The following is an 856-nucleotide window of genomic DNA, read 5'->3' as shown; positions in this document are numbered from 1 at the left end:
TAGGCCGTAGACTCATAACGCGTTGATCCAGATGCGGGTAGCAATGATTTTGGCGGCGGCAAGGAAATTGGCTGGGTTCTTGTCGTAACGTGTTGCCATAGCTCGATATTGTTTGAGCTTATTGAAGAAGCGTTCGACGAGATTTCTTTGCCGATAGACCCATCGGCTGAAGGAAAAGCTGTCCTTGCGATTGCTTTTGGCTGGGATATTGGCCCAGGCCTTCTTTTCCTTGGCTTGTGCACGCAATGCATTGGTATCGTAAGCTTTGTCACCAAGGATGATCGTGCCCTCGCGCATAACGCTCAGCATCGGCAGTGCCATCTTGCTGTCGTGCGTCTGCCCGGCGGTCAATTCAAGAGCGACGGGACGGCCTTCGGCATCGACGACAGCATGGATCTTGGTCGTCAGCCCGCCGCGGGAACGTCCCATGCAGCCATCATCAGACCCCCCTTTTTTGCCGTTGCACCATGCTGATGCACTCGGACGCAAGATGAATCGATCATGATGATGTCGCYATCAAAGGCTTTTGAAATATCGGCCAAAATYCGATCCCAGACACCGGCTTTGCGCCATCTGACAAAGCGGTTGTAGCATGTCGTTGATGGGCCGTAGCGCTCCGGAACATCCGCCCACGGCGAACCGGTGCGGAACCGCCACAAAATCCCATTGATGGTGCGACGATCATCTACCCGTGGAACACCRCGAGGCTTATTCGGCAACAAAGGCGCGATAATATTCCATTCCAAATCAGTCAGCTCATGGCGGCGACGGGTCATCATTAGGCTCCCAAATCAATGGCAGCCTTGAATCACCGTCAAACCCAAAGGGGAAGCCCGTTTATGAGTTTACGGCCTAG

At 53.7% G+C, this 856-nt stretch carries 1 pseudogene; it reads right to left on the bottom strand.

Annotated elements, in window-relative coordinates:
• Positions 1 to 12: 12 nt before the first annotated feature.
• Positions 13 to 776, bottom strand: a pseudogene (locus AC1DYF_RS40305) (IS5 family transposase).
• Between the last annotated feature and the right edge of the window lie 80 nt (positions 777 to 856).

Source organism: Rhizobium sp. P2_G9, from assembly GCF_056403475.1.
This window is presented reverse-complemented; position numbering and strand designations above follow the sequence as displayed.